Source organism: Veronia pacifica (assembly GCF_001707825.1).
In the GTDB taxonomy this organism is placed as follows: Bacteria; Pseudomonadota; Gammaproteobacteria; order Enterobacterales; family Vibrionaceae; genus Veronia; species Veronia pacifica.
This window is the reverse complement of sequence record NZ_LYBM01000002.1, coordinates 243,487-268,889: the sequence shown is the minus strand read 5'-3', so window position 1 is coordinate 268,889 and position 25,403 is coordinate 243,487. Positions and strand designations below refer to the sequence as shown.

The following is a 25,403-nucleotide window of genomic DNA, read 5'->3' as shown; positions in this document are numbered from 1 at the left end:
CCACCTTTCGCAGACAGAGACTAAGCAATAAAAACTGACGTTGAGGTATGTGGTATCGGCTTTCTTCATCAAAGGAGTTCTTCATGAAACAACCCTCTCTCTCTTTGTTATTGGCCGCTTCACTGCTCTCTGTTTGCACCACAGCGAGTGCTTTTAACATGTCAGACCTAATGGGCGAAAAGGACAAAAGCGAACAACAAGCAGCGGCCAACCCTTTGGTAGATATGTTGACACAAAAACTCGGTATCAACTCGAAACAGGCTGCTGGCGGTGCTGGTGCAATGTTGACACAAGCGCTGGGACAACTGAGTGATAAAAATAGTAATGAACTGAATACACTAATACCCGGAATGGACGGGCTAACAGGCGGACTACCTGCTGGTCTGGGATCGATGTTGAACAGCTCAGGTCTTAGTGGTGGATCAGACGTCACTAAAATGTTCTCTTCCCTTGGACTGGATCCAGCACTGATCAGCCAGTTTGCTCCGGTCATCATGAAGTTTCTCGGAGAAAAGGGAGCCAGCAGCGCATTATTGGGCGAACTGAAAAACATCTGGCAATAACAACGCAAAATCACGCCAATAAAAATGAGCAGAGTGATAGTCTGGGGAGTACAACACCGTCATTCAGCCGAACAGGAGTTCCAGTGCTTCTAAGCTATCTGGCGATGATGATAAACGCTTGATAACGGGTAAGGACTGCTTGAACTGTTCCGAGTCTGCCCGTTGTAACCACTCAAAAATAACCATCTCAGTATTCACTGTATGAATACCTGATAGCGCAGCCCGTTGAATCGCTTCATCGACATGATCCGGGTTGCGCGAGCCAATCGCATCTTTCACCAGAAAGACTTCAAACCCCTCGCTGGCGAACCCCATCGCAGTTTGCAGTACACAGATGTGCGCCTCAGCCCCAACGATGATCAACTGACGCTTGCCATATGCAGCGATGTCCTTCATGGCATTGGGTTCATCTGCCACGCTGAAATGCGTTTTATCAATGATCTGGTGTTCACCGGCAACAGACGAAATAAAAGGAAGTGTACAACCAATTTTGTTGCTGCAATGTTCGCTGATCACCCGGGGAATAGCCATACGTCTTGCCACATCAAGCAGAACCGCAGAACGGTGAAGAATTGATACTGAATTATGAATCGCAGGCATCAGCTTTTTCTGCGCATCAATGACAAGCAGTAGACTACTGCTCGACGACATTAACTTATTATTTTGCACAAGACCTCCAATACAACGGCATAACCGTGTTCCCTTAAATTGCAGCTTAACGCCGGATACTTATATTTGTGTGTACGTAATGTATCCAAACGACCTGAAAGTATGTGTGGGAATTAAGTTACCTCAGTATATTAGCAAAAATGGATAACTAAACGCCCCATTGAAGAGAAAACAGCCAGTTAAGAGAACTGGCTGGAAGAGGGTATTTGAGTATTCAGCAGTATCTGCCTCGCCGGGCACGAGACGCCTGCCCTGCCATGGCTACCAAGGTATGGTTGGTGTGGGCATGACAAATTGCCACCGCCAAGGCATCGGCGGCATCGGCCTGTGGAGTCGCAACCAATTTAAGCATGTGGACCACCATGTGCTGCACTTGCTTTTTATCTGCGCTGCCTTTCCCAACCACAGCCTGCTTGATAAGCCGCGCCGCATACTCTGAAACAGGCAAACCCGCATTTACCGCTGCCACCATGGCGCTGCCGCGTGCCTGACCCAGCTTAAGAGCAGAGTCGGCATTGCGGGCCATAAACACTTGTTCAATAGCAAAGGTATCCGGCTGAAACTGGGTGATCACTTCACTGACGCCCGCATAGATCTGACCCAGACGTCCGGCTAAATCGTCTGATTCAGTCCGGATACATCCACTGCCCAGATATTCCAAATGCCTACCTTGCTGGCGGACCACGCCGTAGCCTGTGATCCGCGAACCCGGGTCTATCCCGAGAATAATTGCCATCTGATATTTAGCCCAGTGTTGCCGCAACTTCGTCAGAGATATCGCCGTTGTGGTAAACCTCTTGAACGTCATCAAGATCTTCTAACGCATCAATAAGGCGAAGTAATTTCGGTGCTGTATCAGCATCCAGATCAGCCTTAGTAGAGGGTACCAGTGTCACTTCAGCATTTTGAGCTTCCAGACCTGCGCCATCCAGCGCATCTTTCACTGGTCCAAAGTCAGCAGGTGTTGTGTAAACGTCAATCGAACCATCTTCATTGGTTTCGACATCATCAGCGCCACCTTCCAGCGCAGCTTCCATCACCTCGTCTTCATCCAGACCCGGTGCGTATGAGATCACGCCTTTTTTATCGAACAGATAATTAACACTGCCATCCGTGCCCAGGTTACCGCCTGCCTTTGAAAATGCATGACGAACACCCGACACTGTGCGGTTACGGTTATCAGTCAGGCACTCCACCATCACCGCCGTACCACCCGGACCATAACCTTCATAGATCACAGTCTCCATGTTTTCATCGCCCTCACCGCCTGCACCGCGGGAAATAGCGCGATTCACAGTGTCTCGGGTCATATTATTCGATAGGGCTTTATCTACTGCCGCACGTAAACGTGGGTTGTTTTCAGTTTCGGCACCGCCCTCTTTGGCCGATACAACGATTTCACGGATCAGTTTGGTGAAGATTTTACCGCGCTTTGCATCTTGCGCTGCTTTACGGTGTTTGATGTTGGCCCATTTACTGTGACCTGCCATGATTCACTCCATTATCAGCAAATCAGAGTGCCTGTTCTGGCGCAGAAAAGTTGGCCAGCCCGGCCCCGAAATCATGCTGAGGTTGTACTGATAGACTTATTGTTTATAGCAAACAGAAGCCACTGTTTACCTTAAATAAAATAAGGCCAGAGTATCTGGCCTTATTTTCAACGCGTTTTGAGACTTAAGCGTCGTTTTGCTCTTTCTGAGCGGCCGTAATGGTCAGTGCCAGCTCTTCCAGTGATGCTGGATTCGCTTCGCTTGGTGCGTCAGTCAGCAAGCAAGCTGCAGCTGTGGTTTTCGGGAAGGCAATAACGTCACGGATATTTTCCGTACCGCATAGCAGCATCACCAAACGGTCGAGACCAAACGCCAGGCCTGCGTGTGGTGGCGTACCATACTTGAGTGCTTCAAGCAGGAAGCCAAACTTTTGCTGCTGCTCAGCTTCTTCGATACCCAGAATGTCAAACACCGCTGATTGCATTGCAGAATTATGGATACGAACAGAGCCACCGCCTACTTCATAGCCATTAAGCACCATATCATAAGCATCTGACAGAGTACCTGCCGGATTTGCTTTCAACTCTTCTGGCGTCATGTTGAGCGGCGCAGTGAATGGATGGTGAACCGCGTGCAGATTGCCTTCGTCATCATCTTCAAACATCGGCCAGTCAACGACCCAAAGCGGTGCCCATTTGCTGGTATCCGTCAGTTCAAGATCATTACCCAGCTTCAGGCGTAACGCACCCATTGCTTCAGTCACGACCTTAGCACTGTCAGCGCCAAACAAAATGATATCGCCAGATTCTGCGCCTGTGCGATCAAGAATAGCGTTGACGACGTCCTCATTGAGGAACTTAGCAACAGGCGACTGGACACCTTCAAGGCCTGCAGCACGGTCGTTAACCTTCATCCATGCCAGACCTTTCGCGCCGTAAATGCCAACGTACTTGGTGTACTCGTCAATCTGCTTACGGGAAAGTGCTGCACCGCCCGGTACGCGAATTACCGCAACACGGCCTTTAGCATCGTTGGCTGGACCAGAGAAGACTTTAAACTCAACATCTTTAACAATGTCAGCCACATCAACAAGCTCCAGCGGGTTACGCAGGTCAGGCTTGTCTGAACCAAAACGACGCATCGCCTCTTCGTAGGTCATCATCGGGAATTCACCCAAATCGACGTCAAGAAGCTCTTGCCACATGTTACGGATCATTTCTTCCATCTTCGCTCGCACGTCAACTGCGGTCATGAAAGAAGTTTCGATATCAATCTGGGTGAATTCAGGCTGACGATCGGCACGTAAGTCTTCGTCGCGGAAGCACTTGACGATTTGATAATAGCGATCAAAGCCAGACATCATCAGCAATTGCTTAAACAGCTGTGGTGATTGCGGCAGAGCGTAGAACTTACCTTTATGAACACGGCTTGGCACCAGGTAGTCACGTGCGCCTTCCGGCGTTGCTTTGGTGAGTACCGGGGTTTCGATATCAAGGAAGCCGTTATCATCCAGGAAACGACGCACAAAGCTTGACGCTTTTGCACGCAGCTTGATGCGATCGCTCATTTCAGGACGACGCAGATCAAGGTAGCGGTGCTTCAGGCGCTGTTCTTCTGAGTTGTTCTGATTAAAATCGAGAGGCAACGGCTCAGCACGGTTGATAATTTCCAGACCACGGGCCAACACTTCGACTTCACCCGTCGCCATGTCTTTGTTTACCTGGCTGTCAGGGCGGACACGGACTTCACCGGTAATTTTGATGCAGAATTCGTTACGCAGCTGGTTCGCCACGTCGAACACATCTTTCATATCCGGATCAATCACCACCTGAACGATACCTTCACGATCTCGCATATCGATAAAGATAAGACCGCCTAAATCTCGGCGACGGTTAACCCAGCCGCAAAGTTCCACTGTTTGCCCTGCAAGGGCTTTGTTCAGGTGACCACAATATTGGGTGCGCATAGAAAATTCCCGATCTGTTTTGACTGTCCGGTTGCGCTAAAAGAGCGCAAAAATACGGTTTGGTTACGACATATTTTGCCGAATGATGTCTGTTTGACGCTGCTGCGTCCGACAAATACCAGAGATACCAAAATGACGTCGCATTATAAAGGAAAAATCTGCTGCTGAGTAAACAGAGAACCATGAATTGCGGGAAAAGCCTGCGTTCGGACAAAAAACCATCACCACTTGACCGCAATAGTCTCTAACGCCCAGAATGAGACTCTCGTTCTCACTCTTAATACTCAGGCAAGAGATGGATTCCAGCCCGGACATAACGTTAGACACCCACCCTTCACCACCTATTCGGCTCGGTCTTACCCAGTGGTCGCACAATGACTGGCAGCGTAAGTTTTATCCGCCAGGGACAAAATCCGGTGAGCGCCTTGCACGATACGCTGAGGTGTTTAACACCGTAGAGGGAAATACCACGTTCTACGCCAGCCCCTCCCCGGCGACGGTCGCGAACTGGAGAGCGGCAACGAACGAACAATTTCGCTTCACGTTTAAGTTTCCCAAGGCGGTTACGCATCAGTTGATGCTCAAGCATGCTGACGCCATGGTCAGTGAATTCCTCTCACTCATGTCACCGCTTCATGAAAGAGTGGGTATGTGGACCATCCAGCTTCCCGCTACGTTTGGACCGGAATCTCTCGTGGCACTGAAAAATTTTCTCGCAGGCATGCCACAAGGATTCCACCTGGGTGTTGAAGTTCGCCACCCTGCCTTTTTTGCAAAAGGCGATGAGGAGAAAGCGCTGAACGCATTATTAATGGAAAAACGGGTGGATAGAATCATTATGGATTCACGACCTGTATTTGCAGTGAAAGCCGATACACCTGCACTGGTCGATGCCCAGCAAAAAAAGCCCAGAGTGAAAGTGCACGCTATTTCCACTCATCACACACCTATGGTGCGCTTTATTGGCGACCCCACTCTTGAGCGTAACGATTCGTTTTTTTCTCCTTGGTTAACCAAGCTGACGGAATGGATTGAGGCAGGCAAAAATCCGTATCTGATGATCCACACAGCCGATAACACCGAGGCACCTGAGTTAGCTCAACACTTTTATCGCCAATTGTCACAACAACTGAGCCTTCCGACACTCGCCAGCTTGAAACCGAACGACGACGGTGATCAACTCAGTTTGTTGTAATTTGGCAGGGAAAAATTGGCTAATTTTTGGCTTGTTTTTTCATTAAAAATGAAAGGTTGATAAAAAGTTATCTTTTGGTGTGAATGGCTAAAAACGGAATTCGTTATTATTTCGGTGCTTCTTAGATGACTTGTCTCATCTTGTGAGCGTTCCTAAAGAGAATTTATCACATGGATAGGATTTTTTAGCTCCATTCCGACTGAAATAGGTCACATTCAGTACAAGGCTGCAGGATATTGCAGCCTTTTTTTACACCAAAAATGCGAGAGAACAGGTTGAACAAGGGCCAGTTCAGAAGTAGTAACGTAAACCCAGTTCGACATAATCATCCTGCTTTAACGACACCAGTGGATCGGTGGGATCACTGCTATTGAAAAGGCCTGCCGTCAGGTTCCAGCTCAGACTATTATTTATTCTGCCACTGGCTTCTACACTCAACATGGTTGAATCACTGTCTTCTGTATCGACGGTTCCACCGACCAGTAATTCTGTACCGTCAACATCGTTCAGTGCCCAGCGGATACCCGCGAAGATGTCATTCTGCCAAATCACCTGATTCTTGCCGTCCCGGTCGTCATAGAGATATTCCGCCAAAAGGCCTACGTCGTATCCGGTATCTGTCACCATGCTGTACTCAAACCCTGCAACCAGCGCATGATGATTTTCAAGGCTATCTCGTGTGATGGCCTCAAGCTTCCATAACCAACTGCCTGTTATGGTTTGTAAATCAACACCAAACTGGGTCATTTGCGCGTAATACAAGCTCGGCACTACCTGCCCATTTACGACACTTGGTTGTAAAAACGGGTCGCGATTGGTGCCCTTGAAAGCACTCAGGCCGAGGTCTGTATCACCGAAAGAGGTAGTATAACGAACAGCAATATCGGTATGTTGCTCTTCACGACTGGACTCATAACGGGTCGTCAGCTCAGCAAAACCCGGAAGTGAGAGACGCCCTTCTTTGTCAGCATAAGTTCGTTCACGGAAATAGGGCAGCACGAATACCTCCCAGAATCCTGTCTCAGTTTCCGCCCCAAGACTCAGCATCGGCTGACCGAGCTTGACCTCTCCATCAATTGATTCAACAAAGTCGCTCTGGTTAATGACATCCACAAGGTGTTGAGATTCTGTTACTCCCCAAAAAACCTTGCCGATACCGGCTTTCCATTCATAGTTATCACTGTAATAAGTCAGCATCGCTTCTCTGATATCACCATGACTTCTCGCGCCATCAAGATTGTCACGACGATAAAAAGGCTTGAACAGAAAGCTCACATCACCATCATTATTTTCCCAGTAAAGCTCTGGGGAAATTGAAAACGACGTTTGATTTTGTCCCTGTCCAAACTGCCCCTTTTCAGTAAAATACCGATGATCGATGCCGAGCTCTCCCTGGAACTCAACTGCGCCCAGAGGTGCTGAAGCTATAATTAACGCGCTTGCGATGATGGAGCAACGCATCCCTACCTCCTTATCTCGCACGCTTGATACTTGATTTACTGAAGTCCCGCTCAGTTAATCCGTTATCGAATGTCAGGTTCTCAGTCATCAGGCGGGTCATCTTCTTATTCTGATGATTAATCATAACCAGCTCACTCGGACGCCAGAATTTATCCAGATACTGCTGATAATCTTTGAACGTCAGGGTTTTCAGGTGGTTTTTCCTTCGATCGTAGAACTCGACTTTTAGAGGCCGGTAATGCACTTTATCCATCCAGACCAACTGACTGGAATAACCAGAAAATTTGTCTGTTGGCACCTGTTCAACAACGAAGACCTCCTGCCCATTGAGCGTCTCATCTCGCAGATAATTGAATGTGTATTTCTCCAGCTCAAAAGAACTCAAATCCTCATAAGCGAACTCACTACCCATGAAAGGGCCAGACTTGTTTCTTGACGCGATTCTCTTTACCCGCTTCAGAGCGGGTAAAAATATCCACTGATCATCTGGCTCTGTGCTGTGTGAGTAGCTCAGAAAAACAGTGCCACGCACATCTTTCGGCTCATCAAATATTGTCAGTCCTTTATCGCCATCATTGATGACTTCAAGCGACTTTATTCTCAGCTTACGGCTACTGGTATTCCCGTTGGCATTCGTCAGCTCCATACTCAACTGCGCCACGCTGTCACCCCACCCTGCATCACGCTGCTTCCGTTCTGCTGCGATCTGATATCCCTTGTCGCTATCCGCAAATACCGTTGATGATGTGATCAGGCCAACAACCATGGCACCAATTAACATCACTGACTGACGATTTTTCATGGGTTTAATCCTTTAATTGTGTGTGAGACTACTGACTTTGGTAAGCCGTCAGTTTTTCTTCGATAAGGTTTGCGATCAAATATGAGTAAGGCAGCGGGCAGAATGGTGAAATCGACCATAAGCGCTATGAATATGACTAAGGCGCTTAACATGCCCATGTCACCATTGATCCGGAAGTCTGAGCTCGCAAGAATGGAGAATCCGACCACTAAAACGACTGTAGTCACCCACAATGCCCAGCCTACAGTAGAAAAGGCGTAGCGAATTCCTGCCTCAACGTTGTCACCACGAAGTCTCGCGTAACGGTATTTAGTCAAAAAATGAACCGCATCATCGACCACTATCCCCATGGTCATAGAGACAACAACTGATAAACCAAGATTGATTTCACCCGATATCAGCGCCCAGAGACCAAAGCCCAATACTGCAGGTGCAATATTCGGAATAAGGCTTAATACCCCCAGCCGGGGTGAACGCAAGGCGAACACCAACAATGTGGAAATAACGATTAACGTGATGGGGAGTGTTTTCAACATACTGCCCATGTTATTTTCCCCGACATGGGCAAACATTAGGGAGGGACTTGAGGCAATTACCTGATATTGCGGTGCATTATCTTGAAACCACTGATACACCCGTTGTTCGAACTCAACCAATTCTTTACTGCCAAGATTGGCCAGCGTCAGTGACATTTTTACTGCCGATTTGTCGATGTTGAGTTCATTGTTAAGGTCGAGGCCGTAAGGTAAGGACATTTCATACAACAGCAGATACTGAGCTGCCAATTCTTTGTTATCAGGCAACTTGTAGTAGGCAGCATCGTCACCATGCATATTTTTATTCAACCTTTTGAAGGTATCAGACAGGCTGGCAACATGATCAATTTCGGGCTGTTGATTAAGCCATAGAGTAAAAGTATCGAGAGTACGCAGGAAGGCAGGATCATTGATACCGCTCTCTTCGCCTGAATCAATCCCAATACTTATATTGGTACTGCCACTTAATTTTTCATCAATAAAATCAATAGCGGTCCGATACGAGCTATTTTTATCAAAATACTCAAAAGGCTCATCATTCACCTGATTTTGCAACAGCATAACTGCCGACAATATGATCACAACAATGCCAGTCGGCAAGATCATTTTATGGTAACGAATAACCAGATCGGCCAGTGTTAACATCGCCTTGTTTGGTGCCTGCTGGGCATTGCTACTTCCCTTCCTTTCGGGCAGTAACGTCAATAGTGCGGGTAGCAAGGTCACGGAGAGTAAGAAGGCAATCATTACACCTATTGCCGTCAAAGTTCCGAGCTCGCGTAACACAGGTGAGGCAGATGCATTCATCATCAAAAATCCGAATGCCGTGGTGACAGAAGTGATTAAAAGCGCCATAAAGTTCATACTCAGGCTCTCAATAATGGCAGGTTTATGCGCCTTACCCTCCCGCCTGATACTGATATAAGACACGATCACATGAACACAATCTGCAACAGCAAGCGTCATGACAACCGTCGGGACATTGACCGTCCCATTTGTCAAATAGTGATCAATCCATCCCAATAAACCCATGGTGGTAGTGATTGATGCCGCAATCACTAATAAGGTGGCGAAAACAAATCGCCATGACCTCAACATAATGGTGAGCAAAATCAGTATTGCCACGAACATCATGGGGATCAGGGTATTACCGTCCTCCATAGCCGCTTCAGCAAACGCGCGATCAAGGGCAACGGCACCTGTCATGTAGAAATCAACATTGGGGTAGGCGGTTTTCATTTCTGCCATCAACTGACGGCCAAATTCTGTTACCTCATATACCTCATTGGTTTGATCCCCATCCGACAGCTGTAAGGTAATATTGATCATGGTGACATCAGCAGCGGGAGAAATAATTAACCCTGTAAGCCGTGGCTCATTAAGTGCAATGTTGCGTACATAGGCTAAACGCTGCTCAGTAAGAGGATAATAATCAGGCACCAGATCTTCGACAACAAGGTCGTCATCCTCGGCGGTGGTATGCTGATAATTGGCGATAGAATCAACGCGAGAGGCGAAAGGCGTTTGCCAGGCCCTGTCTGTCATTTCTCTGATCAACTGCAGGGTGGATTCCGTGAATATATTGTTGTCTTTTGGTGCGACAACAATCGCCATAGTGTCTGTTTTGGCAAAGCTATTTTCCAGCTTTTCAAATGCCAATAACTGAGGATTACCCTCATCAAAAAATATTTTGTAATCACCTCTAAAATAGAGATCTTTATTACCAATTGAAGCCAGTATAACCACCAACATAGTGAGGCATAAAAACCACCACGCTCGATTGACTGGCCATTGTAAAAATTTCTCTTTCATCACAATCTCCATGTGACACGATGACAGTAAGCAGCCCCTACTCACCTATGTTCACAGCGTATTTATCTTTTATTCAACGCGTTGAAAACCGAAAAAATATCATTAATAACAAGTTTTTAGTGCCTTATCGCCCTACGAAAGAAAATGCCGATTACTCAACCAACACCCTTCATTATGACGAATCGTCATTTTTTGACACATCGTCATAATAGGGCAATCTTTGATCAGTTAAAAGGATTAAATTTTGCGTCTGAAAATTATCGGAAAAAATTAGCGAGATACTTCACGGCTTATCTCGCTACTTCACTTTTTAAGCTTAATCAAAAATAGACTTTCTGATGAAAAAAGATAAGGAAATGCTCCCAGACCTTACTTCATCAGAAGTTTGTCCGGGAACATTACAGCTGTTACCTCAATGAGAGATGTTTTGTTGCTCCATTTGGAAGCTGGCGACATAAGACTTGCGGTCAAAGATCAGCAATGCAGCGGGTAAAATGGTGAAATCGACAACCAATGCGATAAATATAACAATCGCACTCAATAACCCCATGTCTGAGTTAACCCGAAAATCAGACGTGGCAAGAATGCCAAAACCAACAACCAGAACAACTGTCGTGATCCATAACGCACGCCCTACCGTGTTAAAGGCATAACGAACGCCGTCTTCCACATCCCGTCCCTGTATCCTTGCGTAACGATATTTGGTAAGAAAATGCACCGCATCATCAACGACAATTCCCAGAGTCATACTGACAACCACAGACAGCCCAAGATTGATTTCACCTGATACCAGAGCCCAGAGACCAAACCCCAGTATAGCGGGAGCAATATTGGGCACTAAACTCATCACCCCTAGCCTTAGCGAGCGCAGCGCAAAAATAAGCAGTCCAGAAATAACGACTAAGGTCACTGGCAAGGTTTTCACCATACTGCTCAAATTCACTTCGCCAACATGGGCGAACATCAGGGATATACTCGACGCCAACACACTGCTGCTCGGCGAGTTATCTTCCAGCCACTGATACACCCTGTTTTCGAAGGCAATCAACTCGACATTGCTGACATTTTTTACAGTCACAGATAACTTCACTGCTGATTTATCAATATTGATTTCATTATTTAAATCACGACCATAAGGCAGGGACATTTCATACAACAGTAGATATTGTGATGCCAGATCCTTTTGTTCCGGCAAACGGTAATAACTGTCATCATCGTTATGCATGTTTTTATTCAGTCGCTTAAACGTATCAGTAATACTCGACACATGGCCGACCTCTGGTTGCTCATTCAACCAGGCGGTAAAGCGAGCCACCGTCTCTAAAAATTCTGGATCTGTGATGCCGTTTTCTTTTCCAGAATTCACTGAAATATTAACGAGAGTCGAACCACTTAATTTTTCTTCAGCTAGATCGACAGCCTGCCTAAAGTCATACTCATGGCTGAAGTATTCAAATTGTTTATCCTCAATTTTATTTTGAAACATCAACCACGTAGAGACGAGGATCGACATGATGCCGAAAGGCAGGATCCAGACCTTATATTTTATTACCCAGTCAGCTAAACCTGTCATCGACTGACTGTAGTTGTATTGGCTAAATTTCTCGTCTCTCTCGGGCAGCAGAAACATTAATGCGGGTAATAAGGTCACTGATAAAATGAAGGCAATAATAATACCCACCGATGTCAGCGAACCAAACTCTCTCAGTACAGGAGATTCAGACGCGTTGAGCATCAAAAAGCCCACAGCTGTTGTTACAGAAGTTATTAACAGAGCCATAAGATTAAGGCTGACACTGCTGATAATGGCCTGTTTGTGCCCTTCTCCCTCCTGCCTGGCACCGATATATGAAACGATAACATGGACACAATCGGCAACGGCCAGCGTCATAACCACAGTCGGCACATTCACCGTTGCAGTAGACAGATAGTGCCCGAGCCAGCCAAGTAGCCCCATTGTTGATGCAATAGAGGTTGTTATGACAACCAATGTCATTAAAACAAACCGCCACGATTTGAGCATAAGCGCCAAAAAGACCACGATAGCGGCGAACATAAGCGGATTGAGTGAGCTGGCATCAGAAATGGCCGCTTCAGTAAAAGCGATGTTTAGCGCCACAATACCGACCATATGGAACTCAACGCCGGGATATTTTTTCCCCATCTCCTCAAAAAGATCCCGGTATAACTTGGCCGTATCAGTGACCATTTTGGTTGGATATCCTTCAGGAGTGTTAAAGGTAATATTAATGATGGCTACCTCACCCTCATTAGACACCAGAGATCCATTGATTCTGGGTTCACTTAAGGCTTGTTCACGGATATATGCAATTCTCTTTTTATCCAGAGGAAGGTAATCCGGCGCGAGGTCTTCAACAATAAGGTCATCGCCTTCACCTGAGGTGAGTTGATAATTGGTGATTGAGTCTACCCGGCTAACATATTGAGTTAGCCAGGCTCTCTCAGTGATTTCTCTTATAAGGAGGAGGTTATCCTTTGTAAATATATTCTTATTTTCAGGCGCGACCAAAATACCAAGACTGTCAGACTTTAAAAACTGACCTTCTATTTTTTCATGCGCCAAAAGCTGAGGATCACCATCATCAAAAAATATTTTATAGTCAGCATTAAAGTACAAATCTTTATTACCAAACGATGCAAGCATTACCAGACATAGTGAAAACAAAATAAACCACCATGGACTATTGACTGGCCATGCTAATAACTTTTCTTTCATAACTCCTCCCTTTCAGAAGATCTCAGAGACTAACCCCGAGACTCATTCCTCTGATTCCCTAAACATGCGCAGATAAATTAAAAAGCCTTTTCGGACAACCATGTGCAATTGAAAAGGCGTTATGAAGTCTTGTATAAACACCATTTATGACGTTTCGTCATTTTTTATTTTTCACCGATGGTAGACTATTTTTCATATTAGGTGGGTACTTTATTTAGAACTTATTAGAATTGATACAGTGCGAATAGATTAGCGGAAGGGATAGCAAGAGAAATAATGTATATTGATAAATATTATGAATTTAAAACAATAATTTACAAAGAAAATCGGTTTGTATTGTTCTCCCCACCAGTCGTTGGTAAAACCTATAATGGGCAGTTATTGAGAATCCTAGGTAAGGTGTATTAATGCAGCTGAAAATAAACGCGACCAAATGATGAGAATCTAGAGAAAGTAGCTAATCCCGAATTGGACGAAATCGTCTTCTCGTAGTCTGTACAATGCATCATCTGGTGACTGGCTATCGAAAATATGACCTGACAGCGACCATTTCCAATCCGTAATGATCCGTGATGATACCTCAAGCTGCCATATTCGCGATTCTATATCTGTCGTGTCTTGGAACAGGCCAATTTGGAATTCGGTATTTCTGAAGTCATGCAGATTCCAATTCAGACCCAGGAAAATATCATTCTGAAACAAGGTGAAAGCCCGATCTCCCCGTGAATCATAGAGATACTCGCCATAAACAGTGAGTTCATGACCATCAAGCTCAAGACCAATATATTCCTCAAGTCCGTAGAGCTGATATTCCGTGCCCAGAGTCACTGCCGTATGGTCTGCTTTACACTTGCGATAGACGGCCTCTAACTTAAGCAACCAATCCCCAATAGCGTACTGAGACTCCACGCCATATTGCGTCATTTGGGCATAGAAAGGTGCAATATTAATGGCTTTTGACGGAATGATAGATTCACCCGGTTGACGAGATGTCATCAGCTTGCCATTGATGGTGTAATACGGTTCACGACTGGTTCCATGAAATACGCTCAGTGCTAGATCCCAAGCGCCGTAAATCTGGCTAAATCTAAAGGCAAAATCGCCTTTATACTCGTCGAGACCAGATTCAAAATTAGCCCCCTGATTTGCGAGTCCCGGAAATGCCAACCTGCCTTGGTAGCCAGCAAAAGAACGTTCTCGAAAATACGGTAAATAATAACTGTCGAGGGTGCCATATTCGGAGTCAATAATGATGTTTAACATGGGCTGACCAAGCTTCTCACTGCCATCGAAGGTATCAACCGCATCGGTTTGGTTAATGACATCTACGATATTGACTGACTCCATCACACCCCAAAAGGTTTGGCCGACCCCAACACGAGTACCAAAGTTGTTTTTATGATACTGAAATAACCCTTGCCTGAGATCCATCTGATTTCGACCATCATCTAAGCGATCAAAACGGTTGCGGGGTTCATAAGTGAAGCTGGTATTACCGTCGTCACTTTTAAAGTACAACTCAGGGTTCAATATCAATGAGCTTTGGGCTGTCCCCTGATTGAGGCTGCCCTCATGAAAGAATTGCCGATGTTCAAGTGTAATATTTCCTCTCAGCTCAGCGCCAAATAAAAAGGCGTAGGCCTGCTGATTGAACAGCAGGCATATAAAAAGAACAACAGAATGTGAAGGCTTCAGCATTCAACCTCGCCTCTTATCTCACACGTCGAAGACTTGACTTAGAAAAATCTGACGCTTTCAAGCCGTTGTTGAACGTGATGGAGTCCGTTGTGAGAACAGTGCTTTTGCCTGTTTGATGATTAGTCATTTCAAGCCTGTGTGCTCGCCAGTATTTATCAAGGTGTTGCTTGTAATCACTGGTTTTCAGTGTTTTGAGCAAGGTCTTTTTGCGATCATAGAACTCGACTTTCTGAATTCGATAATGCTCTTTTCCAACCCACACAATTTGCTTGGTATAACCAGAGAATTGATCTGTCGGGATTTGTTCAACGACAAAAGAATCCACACCACCAACTTTCTCATCTCTCAAATAGGTGAAAGAGTATTTATTAAGTTCGAATGAACTTAAGTCCTCATAAGCAAATTCACTGCCCATAAAAGGACCCGACTTGTTTCTCGATGCAATGCGTTTAACACGTTTTAACGCAGGCAAATAAAGCCACTGATCATCCGGTTTGTTGACATGGCTATAGGTAAGGAAGACAGTTCCACGAACATCTTTGGGTTCGTCAAAAATAGTCATACCTTTGTCACCATCGTCCTGAACTTCGAGGCTTTTTACCCTGAGTTTACGAACGCTGCTGTCGCCATTGGCTGTTCTCAACTCCATAACTAATTGAGACGCACTGTCTCCCCACCCTTGGCTACGGGTTTTCATTTCTTTAGCAATATCCAAGCCTTTCCCGCCGTCAGCATAAGCCTGCGCAGAAAAGCCTATTGTGGCAGCGATAAAAAAACCTATCGCTATTGGATTTACTGATACTTTCATTTCCCCTCCTTAAATAAAGACCTGATCACCTCAGGCACTATTTTCCCTTTGACCCTTTAATGAATAAGATTGACGGTCAAATAGTAATAAAGCCGCTGGTAGTAATAGAAAGTCGACCACCAGCGCGATAAAAATAACAATAGCACTCATAGTGCCCATATCTGCATTTACCCGAAAACTGGATGAAGCAAGTACAGAAAAACCGGCGACTAAAACCAATGTTGTGACCCAAAGTGCACGTCCAACGGTTTCAAAAGCAAAACGGATAGCTTGTTCAACATCGTCGCCTTTGAGACGTGCATAGCGATACTTGGTTAAAAAGTGCACGCTATCGTCCACTACTATGCCAAGTGTCAGGGTGGTGACAACGGATAACCCAAGATTGATTTCACCTGAAATCATCCCCCAAAAACCAAAACCAATCACAGCAGGGATGGCGTTTGGCAGAATACTGATCACTCCGAGCCGGAGAGAACGCAAGGCAAAAATAAGCAGCAGAGAAATCAACACAAGTACGACGGGTAAAGTTTGTAACATACTGATCATGTTGGTCTCGCCAATATGGGCAAACATGAGTGACGTACCCGTGATAGACACAGTGCACTTAGTGCAGGAAGAAGTATGGCTGGAGAACCATTCATTTATTCTGCTCTCCAGGGCAACCAGCTCTTTGCTTCCCAAATTCTTTACGATAAGAGAAACAAGCGTTGATGACTTATCAATATTCAGTTGATTGGTAAGATCGAGTCCGTAGGGCAACGAGAGCTCAAACAGCAACAAATACTGGGCAGCCAGCGCCGAGTCGGGAGGTAGTCGATCATATTCAGTATCTCCACCGTGCATATCGCGGTTTAAACGTTTGAAGATATCTGTGATGCTTGAGACATGATCAATCTCAGGTTGCTGTCTTGCCCAATCAGTAAATTCCTCTATGTGTCGAAGAAACTCAGGCTCTGTGATCCCCTGGGGTTTACCCGAACTGACCGACACCCCAATACGTGCCATGCCGCTCAGTCGTTTTTCTGTGTACTCTGCTGATTGTCTGAAGGAATTATCAGAATCGAAGTACTGCACTGGATTGTCATTTATCTCATTTTTCAGCAAAGCAAATGCACTCAGCAATACAACCACGGCACCTATTGGCAGCAATTTTTTATGATGGGTGATCACGCTATCTGCCAATCTCACCATTATTTTGCCCTGCTGAGCTTTTTTCCCATGAAAGCTGTCAGCCGGGAGTAGGACCAGTATCGCGGGCAGCAAAGTAATCGAGAGAATGAATGCGATCATGACCCCGATGGCAGCGAGATTACCGAATTCGCTGAGTACCGGTGATGTCGAGGCATTCATAGTCAAAAAACCAATTGCTGTCGTGACTGACGTTATTAGCAGCGCCATGAAATTCAGCGACAAACTGTCAGTCAACGCTTCAACTTTCTGTTTTCCCTCCCTCAAAGCATGAACATATGTGGTGATCACATGCACACAATCGGCTATCGCAAGGGTCATTAGCAACGTAGGGATATTTACCGTACCGTTTGTCAAATAATGTCCATACCATCCCAGTAAGCCAAGAGTCGCTGTGTTGGTGGTGATAATGATCAGTAAGGTAGCTAACATTAACCGCCACGAAGCCAGCATAAATGTTAGAAAAAGGGTAACAGTGATAAACATCAGTGGAATCAGTGTAGTCGCATCACTGGTCGCTGCCTCAAAAAAAGCGGTGTTGATTGCTGCGTTCCCGATTAGATGAAATTCAACATCAGGATGCGTTTTCTTGATGTCATCTAACAGACGTTCAACATACCTTGTCGCTTCATAAAACTGACCTGTCTGATCCCCATCTTTTAAAAACATACTGACAGATATCGCCGCAACGTCTCCCCTAACAGAAACTAATGCACCACTCACTTCTGGCTGAGACAAAGCAATACGCCGTATGTAATCAATGCGCTTGGCATTAAGCGGTCGATAATCTGGGACTAAATCTTCTACCACTAAATCATCATCTTCAGCCGACGTGTGTTGGTAGTTGGTGACGGAGCTCACTCGGTTACTGTATGGAATAAGCCATGCAGACTCGGTAAGCTCTCTGATGAGAGAGAGATTTTTCTTGGTAAAAATATTCCCGTCAGCGGGGGAAAGAACGATTATCAGACCGTCAGCGTTGCTATATGTCGCCGTTTCGTTTTGGTAAGCCAACATCTTTGGATCGTCTTGCTCAAAGAACACCTTATAATCGCCACGAAAGTAGAGGTTCTTTGCGCCAATCGAGGCGAACAAGACGAAGAAAAGCGCAATGCCAATACACCAAACAGGATGAACAATCGACCATTGCGAAAGCCTATTCATGAAAGTAGCCTGTATTCTTTCGGTCTAAACACCCGATTCCTCTCCCTCGTCGTTTTTACAAATCTATGTTTATTAGCGTCTCATGCTTAATGCTCTGTGTTTGCCTCAGAAGTAATAAGTTAAGAGAAGTTGAATATAATCCTCGTCTTTTAGTGGACTGATTAGGTCTTCCTCGTTATCAGTGTTGAAAATTAACGAGGATACTTCCCATTTAAAGTCTTCATTGATGCGAGAAGATGCCTCAAGCGTAATGACATTTGACGATGGGTTGTCCAAATCGACAATCACGCCAGCTCGAATCTCCGTTCCGTTCAGATCATTTAATGCCCAACGGAAACCAGTCGAAATATCATTTTGGGCAAATGTAGGGCTCAGCTTTCTGTCTTGACCTGAGGTATCAATGGGAATGGGCGCACCGAAAAAGGTATCTGCGATTTGAAGTATTAACCTTGTATTGTCATCCAGTACGACGTCAACAGGCCCCATTGGCTTGCGCGTATCGTAGAGATATTCAACAAACATGATGGCTTCTGAATCACCTCCGGCGATACCCACAAACGGATACTCGAACCCTGCTGTCACTGCGGTGTGATGAATAATACTGTCTCGGTAAATAGCCTCCAATTTCCAAGTCCAGTCGCCTGAAAATGCCTGCAATTCAAGGCCGACCTGTTCCATTTCGGCATAGAAAGGCAGTAATGCTAAATCAGGTCTAAGTGGAATCTGAGGCGGGAATTCATCTGACAACGACACTTGAGCGGCAAAAAAGGGTTGGCGGTTAGTGCCGTGAAAATAACTCAGTCCAACATCCCATGTATCGAAGCTATAGGAATACCGAAAGGCCGTATCCAACTCTCTCGCACCGCGACTCGATTGGTAGAGCGCATCTGTTTTCAGGCCGGGTAACCCGAGCCTTCCATCCTCACTTGCGAAGGTCCTTTCCCGGAAATAGGGCATTAAATAAAATTCAAAGTAACCCAACTCCGTATCGAAGTTAGTATTGATCATCGGTTGCCCCAGTTTTTCATCGAAAACCGCATCCACACGATCCGATTGATTGATCACGTCAACGATATTCTGCGTCTCTGTTACCCCCCAGAAAACCTGAGCCGCACCAACCTTGAGTGTCATTTCAGCATTGTCGAAATCGAAGGTATTTTGATAATAGGCTTCACGGAGGTCGATATGAGAGCGGTTTCTGTCTAATGAATCTGCACGAAACATCGATGTCCATACCAGAGTGTGGCCGCCCTCTTCGCTCGCCCAGAATAATGAGGGCTTGAATGCTATTGAATACTGGCCATCTTCTTTTCGACTTTCACCACTTGAAAAAAATTGTCGGGTTTCGAACGATAACTCAGCGGAAGCCTCAAGGCTTTTCGCTGTGGGTATATAAAGCATCATTACTGTGAGTAACGCGCACAATTTTTTCATTATTTACGTCCCCTGTTTAAATTCAGTCCCTTGGAAAAAACGACGCTCTTTTTGTTTGTAAGGTTTTTTATCAATGAGAAGCAGCAGCGCCGGTAACATAAAAAAGTCTCCCAATAAGGCAGCGACAACCACAACAGAACTGAGCGTGCCGAGACTGGCATTGGGAATGAACTCTGAAAAAGCGAGAATAGCGAAACCTGAACCCAGTACCGCAGTCGTTACCCACAAAGCTTTTCCGACTGTCACAAAAGCATATTGAATGCCTTCTTCAACGGTTTTCCCTTCGCGTCTCGCAGTTTGATATTTACTGAGGAAATGCACCGTATCATCAACGACGATACCCAAGGTCATAGAGATGACGACTGAAACAGCGAGATTGACCTCGCCATATACAAGGTACCAAACCCCAAAACCAACAATAATTGGCGAGCAATTCGGTATCAGGCTTAATAAGCCTAGATGCCAAGACCTTAATGCCATAATGAGGAGCGCCGATATGACTACTAAAGCAATCGGTAAGGTCATTAGCATACTGTCGAGATTTGTCTCACCAATGTGGGCGAATAAGACGGATAGGTCCGAAATTTTGAACTCATATTGTGAGGCATTGGTTGCAAGCCAATTCTCTACACGCTTTTCGAAATTCTGCATTTCTTTGCTGCCAAGACTCCTTAGCAACATAGGGACTTTCACAGCGGATTTACTGATGTCTGTGTCGTTGTTCAGATCAAGGCCATATGGAAGAGACATCTCGTAGAGCAGTAGGTATTGGGCAGCCAGCTGATCATTATCCGGCACTCGATAAAATGTCTCATCACCGCCATTCATGTTCTGATTGATCCGTTTGACTACGTCAGTAAAACTGAAGACAAAATTGACTTCAGGTTGCTCATCAAGCCAACGGATAAAGTCATCGAGAGTGCTAAGGAATTCAACCTGAGTAATGCCCTGTGCCTTACCCGTTTCAATGACCACACTCATCGTCGAATTACCAAGTCGGTCATCCAGAAAGTCGACAGAATCTCTGAACTCACTGCCGGGTTTGAAGTACTTTACTAATTCATCATTAAGCTGGTTTTTGCTCATCAAAAAGCCGCCTGTTAACACGATGAGCACAGAAATAGGCAAGACTTTTTTATGATGCGCGATCACCCATGAGGACAGCTTCAGCATAGTGTTATCTTTCACATCAGATTCTGATGCTGATACTTTTATCGGCAGTATCGCCAATAGTGCAGGCAGTAAAGTGATAGAGAGGATGAAAGCGACCATGACGCCGCATGCTGCCAGGTTGCCGAAGTCTACTAAAAGAGGTGACGCAGAGGCATTCATCATAAGAAAGCCAAAAGAGGTCGTGACAGAAGTCACCAGCAGCGCAACAAAATTCAGCTCTAAACTATAGGAAATGGCTTCTCGTTGACTTTTTCCCTGATGCAGACCGTTGATGTAACCAGTGATGATGTGAACGCAATCAGCAACGGCCAGCGTCAGTAGTAAAATTGGAATGCCCATCGTCAGATTCGAGAGAAAATGTCCCACCCAGCCAAGTAGGCCCATTGACACCAGCACCGACCCAACGAGCACTGTCATCGTGGCGAAGACAAAATGAAAAGACTTCAACAATAGGCTCAGAAAAATGATGACGATGACAAACATTAGCGGGATGAGAAATGTGGCATCGTTGACTGCAGCATTGAAGAACGCATTTTCGAAGGAAACGGCACCTGACTTAAAAAAGATGAGCGACGGGTTCTTTGGCTGAACATCAGCAATCAGTCGATCAACGTGCTCGATGATTTCAGTGATATGGCCGGAGACATCATCGTTAACGGGAAGCTTCATCGCGAGTGTGATTAAGGCGAGCTGACCATCTGAAGAAATGTACCCACCATTGAGATTGGGCGATGACTTCACGACTTGCTTGATAAAAGCAATATCCTGTTCGCTTAATGCGTTGTCATCGCCAATCAGCGGATTAACTCTTAAATCATCTCCCTCTACCTGAGTATGCTGATAGTTTGCGAGAGATTCAGACCGCGTGACGAAAGGCAATGTCCAGCCTTTTTCAGTGATCTCTTTGATGATATTTAGCGTCGTTTTATTATAAATATCACCGTTGGGATTGTAGACGACAATACCAATCCCCTGATTGTTAGCGGTAAAACGGTTTTGCATGTTATCAATTGCAATCAGCTCCGGGCTGTTGTCGTCAAAGAAGACTTTGTAACCACCCCGAAAATACAGATTCTTAGCACCAAAAGAAGAAATGCCAACACATATCAAAACACCTATCAGAACCATCCATGGGAACTGAACAGGCCATTTAAAAAGCATATTCCGGAGCATAAATTCCTCGCAAATAGCACACTCAATGTGTCGAAGTGTTAGGAGTAATACTCTAAACAGTCATTACTGCTCGCCATGCTAGTACATTCTTCAATCACAAATAAATAGGAAGAAGTGCCGTCCTCTCGGAGGTGAGCTCGAATATGCCTAACTGCTTATACCATTCATCACGTTGTATATTAGTAAGGGATCAGTAGCGGTAAAAAAGTGGGCTACCGCTCTGACACCAGTCGTAGCCAGATTTGATAAGTTGAGAAAATCAGTTGCTTTTAACGTGCTATTGACTATTTTTTTAGTCAATAAACATAATATTCTCAATATTTAGAATGGAAGATAATAAACGAATAGCTTTTGCATATATGGTTATTAGCTTATATGCACTTGAAAAATAGACAGCATCTGATTTTACATAATGCAAAACGTTTTATTTAGTGGTGAAGAACGGTTTGCCTAGCCAGACCTTGATTGAAGCTGAAACTTTTTTGTCATTCCCTGACTTGAGGGAGAAACAAGCTGAAATACCAATTTTTCATTAAATGATAAATCGAAGATTGATGCATATAGAAAAAATGGCTGCAACATTCAACAAGCTTAACGATACGTGTTCTGAACACACTCAGTAATTTTGGAAAAAACAGCAGCCCTGATAACCAAGACTGCTGAAATTATCGATGAATCACCATAAGCCCTTTTCCCCGATATGAGACAAAGTGACAACAAGAGTGTCAACAAAGCTGAAGACTACCCACCTCACTTGTCTATGTAATCGAAATGGACTATCAAGTTCGTTGTTCAATAAGCTGCTCTTCCGCTCGCTTGTAAGGCTTTCTGTCAATCAGCATCAATAATGCTGGCAACATGAAAAAGTCTCCGAGTAGGGCAAACAAAACCACAGCTGTGCTCAGCGTGCCCAAGCTGGCATTGGGAATAAAATCTGAAAATGCGAGTATAGCGAAGCCGGAACCAAGGACGACCGTTGTAACCCACAGCGCTTTGCCGACCGTCACAAAGGCATATTGGATCCCTTCTTCTACCGTTTTACCCTCCTTTCTTGCCAACTGGTACTTGCTTAGAAAGTGAACGGTATCATCTACAACAATACCTAGGGTCATGGAGATCACCACAGACACCGCCAGATTCACCTCACCATAGACCAAGAACCATACTCCGAAACCGACAATGATAGGCGCGCAGTTCGGTATCAAACTCAGTATCCCAAGCCGCCACGAACGCAAGGCTAGTACTAACAGGGATGAAATAACAATAATGGCTATAGGCAATGTCACCAACATGCTGGCAAGATTGCTTTCTCCAATATGAGCAAGCAGAACCGATAAATCCGAAATCTGATATCTGTACTCTGGGGCGCGGGCATCCAGCCAGTCTTCGACGCGCTTTTCGAAGTCCTGCATTTCCGCGCTGCCAAGACTTTTCATGATCACCGATACCCTTACAGCCGATTTATCAATGTCGGTTCGGCTGTTTAAGTCCAGACCATATGGTAACGACAGCTCGTACAACAATAGATATTGAGCGGCCAATTGATCATTTTCAGGCAATCGGTAGCTGGCGGACTCATCGCCATTAAGGTTTTGATTAAGTCTCTTTACCACGTCAGAAAGACTGTAAACGAAATTCACTTCAGGCTGTTGATCCAGCCAGGTGGTCAATTCGTCCAACTTTTTGAGGAAGCGTACCTGAGTGACACCCTGTTGTTCACCCGACTCGAGAATAATACTCACGGTTGAGTTTCCAACACGCTCGTCAAGGAAATCGACCGTCTCTCTGAACTCACTGCCCGGTTTGAAATATTTGATCATCTCGTCGTTCAGTTGATTTTTGCTCATTAAAAATCCACCTCCCAATACAACGATTGCTGAGATAGGAAGGATTTTCTTGTGGTGCCTTATTACCCATGAAGACAAACCAAGCATCACCTGATCCTGTTTGCCTGATTCAGAACGGTTAACCTTTACAGGCAAAATAGCGAGGAGTGCAGGGAGAAGAGTGATGGACAGTAAAAAGGCAACCATTACACCCAGCGCAGACAGGTTACCGAAGTCCACCAGCACAGGAGAAACGGATGCATTCATCATTAGAAAACCAAATGATGTAGTAACAGAAGTCACCAGAAGGGCGGTAAAGTTGAGTTCAAGGCTATACGAGATAGCCTCACGCTGATTTTTTCCCTGATTAAGTCCGTTCACATATCCAGTAATAATGTGAACACAATCAGCAACGGCCAGCGTCAACAGCAGCATGGGTAAGCCTATGGTCATATTCGATAAAAAGTGCCCTGCCCAACCCAGTAAGCCCATCGAAATACATACAGACCCGGTCAAAACCATCATGGTCGCAAACACAAATCGCCACGACTTGAGTAGAAAACCAAGAAAAATGATCACCACACTGAACATCAAAGGAATGAGAAATTTGACATCATGTATTGCGGCGTCAATGAAGGCCGCATTAAACGCTACGGTGCCAACCTTGTGAAAAACCAGTGTCGGGTCTTCCTTCTGAAACTCGGCAATGAGCGCGTCAACGTGCGAGATGATCGTTTGCGTTTGCTGAGTCAGGTTTCCATCTTCTGGTAATTTCACCGTAAAGGTCGTTAAAGCCACATCACCTTCTGGAGAAATGAATCCCCCTCGCAAATTGGGGTCAGACATGGCTGTCTGCTTGATAAATGCAATCTCTTCCTTGCCCAAAGGGTTATCCATGGATATTAGAGGTTCAACCTTTAAATCATCACCATCTGCAGAGGTATACTGAAAGTTTGCGATAGATGAAGACCTTACCGCGTAAGGCAATTGCCAACCTCGCTCAGTTAACTCCCGGATTATTCGCAGTGTGGATTGATTGAATATGTCTCCGTTTTTGTTTTCCAGAGCAATGCTTATTCCCTGGTTAACTGCAAATCGGTTTTGAATTTTATCCAGTGACAAGATTTCAGGGCTGTCATCGTGGAAGAACACTTTGTAACTGCCACGAAAATATAGGTTCTTGGCTCCGTAAGACGATACGGCTACAAGCGTCATAATTCCGATCAAGAAAATCCATGGATAATGTACTGGCCATTTAAAAAGCATATTTCGGATCATTGTGTCCTCACAAATAGCGCCTGAATTTAAAAGAAGTGGATATCAGCCGAACTTATTATTGATTAACTTATTGGCAGCCATGCTAGTACACTTAGTGACACAAAATAAATGGAGGGAATTGCTTATTCATTAGTAACAATTACATTTTGTCCAACTGGTTAGACCACTTCATAAAGATGGTAAGCGTTCGGATAAATAACCAATAATATTTATGATGAACTCGTTTTTTTATTTTATTATCAGATATTTAAATATAATAAGTGTCATTTTTCTTTTTTAAAATTATGACTATCAATCTAGACAAAAACAGTCTTATTCTCATTTGTTAGAATAAAATGGAGTTAATCTTTGATAAAAACACATATACGTAGAAGAAATATTTATATACCTCCTACGAACCAGTTTGAGACGTTATTATTCTGGGGATTCG

The 25,403-nt window shown here is 45.0% G+C and carries 16 protein-coding genes; 2 read left to right on the top strand and 14 right to left on the bottom strand.

The window, feature by feature from the left end; all coding sequences use genetic code 11:
- The first annotated feature begins 83 nt into the window (after positions 1–83).
- Positions 84–563, top strand: a complete 480-nt coding sequence (locus tag A8L45_RS02680) for a DUF2780 domain-containing protein (protein ID WP_068898937.1) — start codon at positions 84–86, stop codon at positions 561–563.
- Between the two features lie 63 nt (positions 564–626).
- Here the strand turns inward: A8L45_RS02680 and A8L45_RS02675 are convergent, their stop codons facing one another.
- The 4 genes from A8L45_RS02675 to aspS all read right to left on the bottom strand — a co-directional run bounded on the left by A8L45_RS02675 (position 627) and on the right by aspS (position 4,688).
- Entirely contained in the window at positions 627–1,232 is a 606-nt protein-coding gene (locus A8L45_RS02675) for an isochorismatase family protein (RefSeq protein ID WP_083228163.1), read from the bottom strand.
- A gap of 214 nt (positions 1,233–1,446) precedes the next feature.
- Positions 1,447–1,968: a crossover junction endodeoxyribonuclease RuvC gene (gene ruvC / locus A8L45_RS02670; protein WP_068898936.1), complete on the bottom strand. Its 522-nt coding sequence runs from the start codon at positions 1,966–1,968 to the stop codon at positions 1,447–1,449.
- A 7-nt stretch (positions 1,969–1,975) separates the two neighbouring features.
- Positions 1,976–2,722 carry a YebC/PmpR family DNA-binding transcriptional regulator gene (locus A8L45_RS02665; protein WP_068898934.1) on the bottom strand — a complete coding sequence of 249 codons (747 nt, stop codon included), beginning with the start codon at positions 2,720–2,722 and terminating at the stop codon, positions 1,976–1,978.
- Positions 2,723–2,906: 184 nt separating this feature from the next.
- A complete protein-coding gene (gene aspS / locus A8L45_RS02660; RefSeq protein WP_068898932.1) occupies positions 2,907–4,688 on the bottom strand; it encodes an aspartate--tRNA ligase in 1,782 nt (593 codons plus the stop codon).
- Between the two features lie 295 nt (positions 4,689–4,983).
- Here aspS and A8L45_RS02655 point away from each other — a divergent pair, with 295 nt between their 5' ends.
- Positions 4,984–5,883 (top strand): DUF72 domain-containing protein, encoded by a 900-nt coding sequence (locus tag A8L45_RS02655; RefSeq protein WP_068898930.1) that lies wholly within the window; start codon positions 4,984–4,986, stop codon positions 5,881–5,883.
- 291 nt (positions 5,884–6,174) lie between these two features.
- Here A8L45_RS02655 and A8L45_RS02650 read toward each other — a convergent pair whose 3' ends face one another.
- The 10 genes from A8L45_RS02650 to A8L45_RS02605 form a co-directional block, all read right to left on the bottom strand.
- Entirely contained in the window at positions 6,175–7,344 is a 1,170-nt protein-coding gene (locus tag A8L45_RS02650) for a hypothetical protein (RefSeq protein ID WP_068898928.1), read from the bottom strand.
- Positions 7,345–7,354: 10 nt separating this feature from the next.
- Positions 7,355–8,146 (bottom strand): outer membrane lipoprotein-sorting protein, encoded by a 792-nt coding sequence (locus tag A8L45_RS02645; RefSeq protein WP_139122288.1) that lies wholly within the window; start codon positions 8,144–8,146, stop codon positions 7,355–7,357.
- Entirely contained in the window at positions 8,143–10,494 is a 2,352-nt protein-coding gene (locus A8L45_RS02640) for an efflux RND transporter permease subunit (protein WP_068898915.1), read from the bottom strand. The genes A8L45_RS02645 and A8L45_RS02640 overlap by 4 nt, the downstream gene beginning before the upstream one ends.
- A 412-nt stretch (positions 10,495–10,906) precedes the next feature.
- Positions 10,907–13,231, bottom strand: coding sequence for an efflux RND transporter permease subunit (locus tag A8L45_RS02635; RefSeq protein ID WP_068898913.1), 2,325 nt, complete (start codon positions 13,229–13,231; stop codon positions 10,907–10,909).
- Between the two features lie 444 nt (positions 13,232–13,675).
- Positions 13,676–14,929 carry a hypothetical protein gene (locus tag A8L45_RS02630; protein ID WP_083228161.1) on the bottom strand — a complete coding sequence of 418 codons (1,254 nt, stop codon included), beginning with the start codon at positions 14,927–14,929 and terminating at the stop codon, positions 13,676–13,678.
- A 13-nt stretch (positions 14,930–14,942) separates the two neighbouring features.
- Positions 14,943–15,737: an outer membrane lipoprotein-sorting protein gene (locus tag A8L45_RS02625; RefSeq protein WP_068898912.1), complete on the bottom strand. Its 795-nt coding sequence runs from the start codon at positions 15,735–15,737 to the stop codon at positions 14,943–14,945.
- Between the two features lie 30 nt (positions 15,738–15,767).
- Complete coding sequence (locus A8L45_RS02620) at positions 15,768–18,089, bottom strand: efflux RND transporter permease subunit (RefSeq protein WP_068898910.1); 2,322 nt, start codon at positions 18,087–18,089, stop codon at positions 15,768–15,770.
- Between the two features lie 105 nt (positions 18,090–18,194).
- A complete protein-coding gene (locus tag A8L45_RS02615) occupies positions 18,195–19,523 on the bottom strand; it encodes a DUF1302 family protein (RefSeq protein WP_068898908.1) in 1,329 nt (442 codons plus the stop codon).
- A 3-nt stretch (positions 19,524–19,526) separates the two neighbouring features.
- On the bottom strand, positions 19,527–21,869 hold the full coding sequence (locus A8L45_RS02610) for an efflux RND transporter permease subunit (protein ID WP_068898905.1): 2,343 nt from the start codon (positions 21,867–21,869) through the stop codon (positions 19,527–19,529).
- Positions 21,870–22,648: 779 nt separating this feature from the next.
- Entirely contained in the window at positions 22,649–24,910 is a 2,262-nt protein-coding gene (locus tag A8L45_RS02605; RefSeq protein ID WP_245680631.1) for an efflux RND transporter permease subunit, read from the bottom strand.
- Positions 24,911–25,403: the final 493 nt, after the last annotated feature.